Source organism: Brevundimonas sp. (assembly GCF_018608325.1).
Lineage (GTDB): Bacteria > Pseudomonadota > Alphaproteobacteria > Caulobacterales > Caulobacteraceae > Brevundimonas.
Genome location: NZ_JABAZW010000051.1, coordinates 391 through 3,813, shown reverse-complemented (window position 1 = coordinate 3,813; position 3,423 = coordinate 391). Strand labels below are relative to the sequence as shown.

The window sequence follows — 3,423 nt, the reverse complement described above, 5'->3', positions numbered from 1 at the left end:
CATTAAAGGGCTCCGGCGGCCGATGCTTCCTCCAAGCGAGCGCCCGCCCTGCCGATCCCCTCCCCCTCCCAGGCAAGGCGGGCGTTTCGCTGTCTGGAGCCTGGTTTTTGCGGCGCGCCGCCGTGTCCTCCGACCCTAGGGCCGGAGGAAGGATCGGGGACTTTTCTCAGATATCCAGCGTCAGTTTCTCGGTCTCGCCGTTGCGGGTCACTGTGACATCGACTGCGCCCGAAGCGGATTGCAGCGCCCGAGCCGCGGCACGGGAATCCTTGACGGTCGCGCCATTGATGTTGGTGATCAGGTCGCCGGCGATCAGCCCGGCCTGGGCGAAGGGCTGGCCTGCCTCGACCGCCGCGACCTGGGCGCCGCCGTCGGAATCCCGCACCGTCGCGCCATAGGCGACCACGGCGCTGGCGCCGATCACCACCGGGGTTTCCTCGGTCATTTCGACCGGCAGGCTCACGGTCCCTTCACGACCGGCGCGCAGATAGGTCACGCCCAGGTTCGAGCCGGGGGCGGCGATGCCGACCGTCGCATTGATCGATCCGGCGTTGGCGACCGGGCGACCGGCGATGCGGGTGATGACGTCGTTGTGGCGCAGGCCTGCGCGCTCGGCCGGAGAACCCGGCGCGACATCCGCGACCACGGCGCCGCGAACAATGCGCAGGTTCAACTCGCGCGCCCGTTCAGCATTCAGAGAGCCGAAGATGGCCCCGGTCGCGCCGCGCTTGACCTCGCCGTTCTTCCTCAGTTGGTCGGCGACATACAGCATGATCCGCGTCGGCACGGCGAAGGCGATGCCGTCGTTGCCGCCGCCCAGACCACCCGACAGGATCGAGGTGTTGATGCCGATCAGGCGGCCACGGCTGTCCAGCAGCGGTCCGCCCGAGTTGCCCGAGTTCACGGCGGCGTCGGTCTGGATGTAATCCTCGACCGCATCACCCAGGCCCGAACGATTCAGGCCTGAGACCACGCCCATGGTCAGGGTCTGGTCCAGCCCCAGCGGATAGCCGACGGCGAAGGCCAGGTCGCCGGTGCGCAGGGTGTCGGAATCAACCGTCTGAACCTGACGCAGGTTCAGGGGGCGGCCGTCAGGCACGATCTTCAAAACCGCGATGTCGGTGGCCTTGTCCGCCCCGATCAGTGTGGCGTCGAACAGGCGTCCGTCCGTCAGATCGATGGTGAATTTTCGCCCGCCTTCGACGACGTGGTTGTTGGTGATCACAATCCCCTCGGCGGCGTCGACGATGACGCCGGAGCCCGAGGCATAAGGCTTGGGATCGCCGCCGTCCGAACTGGGGCCGCGCGACTGGCCCAGGGTCGTCACCTGCACCACGGCGGGCAACGAGCCTTCCAGGCCTGACGAGAAGCTGAATACGCCACGCCTGGCGTCATAGGGCAGGCTGGCGGGTGCGGCCTGGGCCTGTGCAAGCACCTGAACGGGGGTGGCGGCGCCGAACACGGCGACGGCGGCGGCGATGGACGAGACGGCCCTGAAGCTTAGCGGCATGAGCTTTCCTTTGATCGAGCCCAGACCCTAAACCGAGAAATCCCGGCTGACGATGATTAGTCTTAGGGGCTTGCCAGAAAGCGATTTCGGGATGACGATTGTAATCTTGTATCACTGGAGTTTGATCTCATGAGCCAGACGACGATCGACCGCGCCCGTTCGGGTTCGACGCCGTTCGCGCGGCTGTTCCGGGATCATCCGCGCGAGGTGGGCGAGACCTATTTCGAGCATATGGCTGCGTCGTCCGCCTTTGGTTTCAAGCTGATGGGCCTGGCCTGCGCCGCCTTCGCCCACGCCCTTGTTCCGGGGGTTCACAAGTCGACGGTGTCCACCGCCATTCGCGGCATGGCCAATGACATGGGCGGCCGCGCCGAAGAAGCACGCGAGACGCGGATGCGCGATGCAGGCGTCTGGGACGTCGGGCTTTAGGCGCCTCAATCAGGCTCCGGACGTTCGAATTCGGCCCGGTCATGCAATCGCCGGGATCCGTGCTATATAGGCAGACTCAACTGCATGCAGGATCGCCGCCTTGAGCATCACGCTCGACCTTTCGCGCGTCTCTAACGCGCCCGCCGTCAAGGCTCCCGTCAACCTGTCCGGGCTGACGCGCGAGGGCTTGCGCCAAGCATTGATCGACGCCGGGGTCTGCCCGCCTGAAAAGGCCAAGATGCGGGCCAGCCAGATCTGGGGCTGGATCCATCATTACGGCGTGACCGAGTTCTCGGCCATGAGCAATGTGGCCAAGGACATGCAGGCCAAACTGGCCGAGCATTTCACCCTGGCCCGCCCCGAGATCGTCGAGCGTCAGGTGTCCAAGGACGGCACCCGCAAATGGCTGATCCGCACGGCGCCGGGCATCGAGATCGAGACCGTCTACATCCCTGACGTGGGCCGTGCAGGCGCCCTGTGCGTGTCCAGCCAGGTCGGCTGCACCCTGAACTGCACCTTCTGCCACACCGGCACGCAGAAACTGGTCCGCAACCTGACCGCCGCCGAGATCGTGGCCCAGGTTCAGGTGGCGCGCGACGATCTGGGCGAATGGCCGTCGCCCAAGGAAGACCGCCGCCTGTCCAACATCGTCTTCATGGGCATGGGCGAGCCGCTCTACAATCTGGACCATGTCGCCGACGCCATCGATATAATTTCCGACAATGAGGGCATCGCCCTGTCGCGTCGCCGCATCACCGTCTCGACTTCGGGCGTGGTGCCGCAATTGGATGCTCTGGGCGCCCGTACGGCGGCCATGCTGGCCATCAGCCTGCACGCCACCAACGACGCCCTGCGCGACGTTCTGGTGCCGCTGAACAAGAAATATCCGCTGGAACAGCTGATGGCGGGCATCCGGGCCTATCCGGGCCTGTCCAACGCCCGCCGGGTCACTTTCGAATACGTCATGCTGAAGGGCGTCAACGACAGCCCCGAAGAGGCCCGCGCCCTGTTGAAGCTGATCGAAGGCATTCCGGCCAAGGTCAATCTGATCCCGTTCAACCCCTGGCCTGGCACCGACTATCAGTGCTCGGACTGGAAGACGATCGAACGCTTCGCCGCCATCCTGAACAAGGCCGGTTACGCCAGCCCCATCCGCACCCCCCGCGGCCGCGACATCCTGGCCGCCTGCGGACAACTGAAGTCCGAAAGCGAAAAGATCCGCGCCAGCGCCGCGCGAAAAGCTGAACAGGCCGCAGCTTAAAGGCAGAGCCAACCCTGCCCTGTAATCTTTCGTCACAAGGTGTGGCCGTGGGGCGCTTGCGGATTGGGGCGACAATCAGGCAAGGCGTGGAGCCATGGACCCGTCCCTGTCCGAAGTTTTGACCAGCGCCGAGGTGCAGGCTTTCGCCTCGGGCTTCCCGATCATGGTGATGCACCTGGTCGTCAGCCTGCTGCTGCTTGCGGCGGGAGCGGCGGTCTATGTC

3 protein-coding genes and 1 pseudogene are annotated in these 3,423 nt (G+C 65.4%); 3 read left to right on the top strand and 1 reads right to left on the bottom strand.

From position 1 onward, the window contains the following. Nucleotides 1-166: 166 nt before the first annotated feature. Complete coding sequence (locus tag QZ281_RS05230; RefSeq protein WP_292225529.1) at nucleotides 167-1,510, bottom strand: trypsin-like peptidase domain-containing protein; 1,344 nt, start codon at nucleotides 1,508-1,510, stop codon at nucleotides 167-169. Between the two features lie 129 nt (nucleotides 1,511-1,639). On the opposite strand from QZ281_RS05230, the gene QZ281_RS05225 reads away from it, so the two are divergent. From QZ281_RS05225 to QZ281_RS05215, 3 genes and pseudogenes are all read left to right on the top strand, one after another. Continuing rightward, complete coding sequence (locus QZ281_RS05225) at nucleotides 1,640-1,939, top strand: DUF6356 family protein (RefSeq protein ID WP_292225526.1); 300 nt, start codon at nucleotides 1,640-1,642, stop codon at nucleotides 1,937-1,939. Between the two features lie 100 nt (nucleotides 1,940-2,039). Then, nucleotides 2,040-3,200 carry a 23S rRNA (adenine(2503)-C(2))-methyltransferase RlmN gene (rlmN, locus tag QZ281_RS05220; RefSeq protein WP_292225523.1) on the top strand — a complete coding sequence of 387 codons (1,161 nt, stop codon included), beginning with the start codon at nucleotides 2,040-2,042 and terminating at the stop codon, nucleotides 3,198-3,200. A 94-nt stretch (nucleotides 3,201-3,294) separates the two neighbouring features. Further along, nucleotides 3,295-3,423 (top strand): annotated as a pseudogene (locus QZ281_RS05215) (hypothetical protein); the annotation flags it as partial.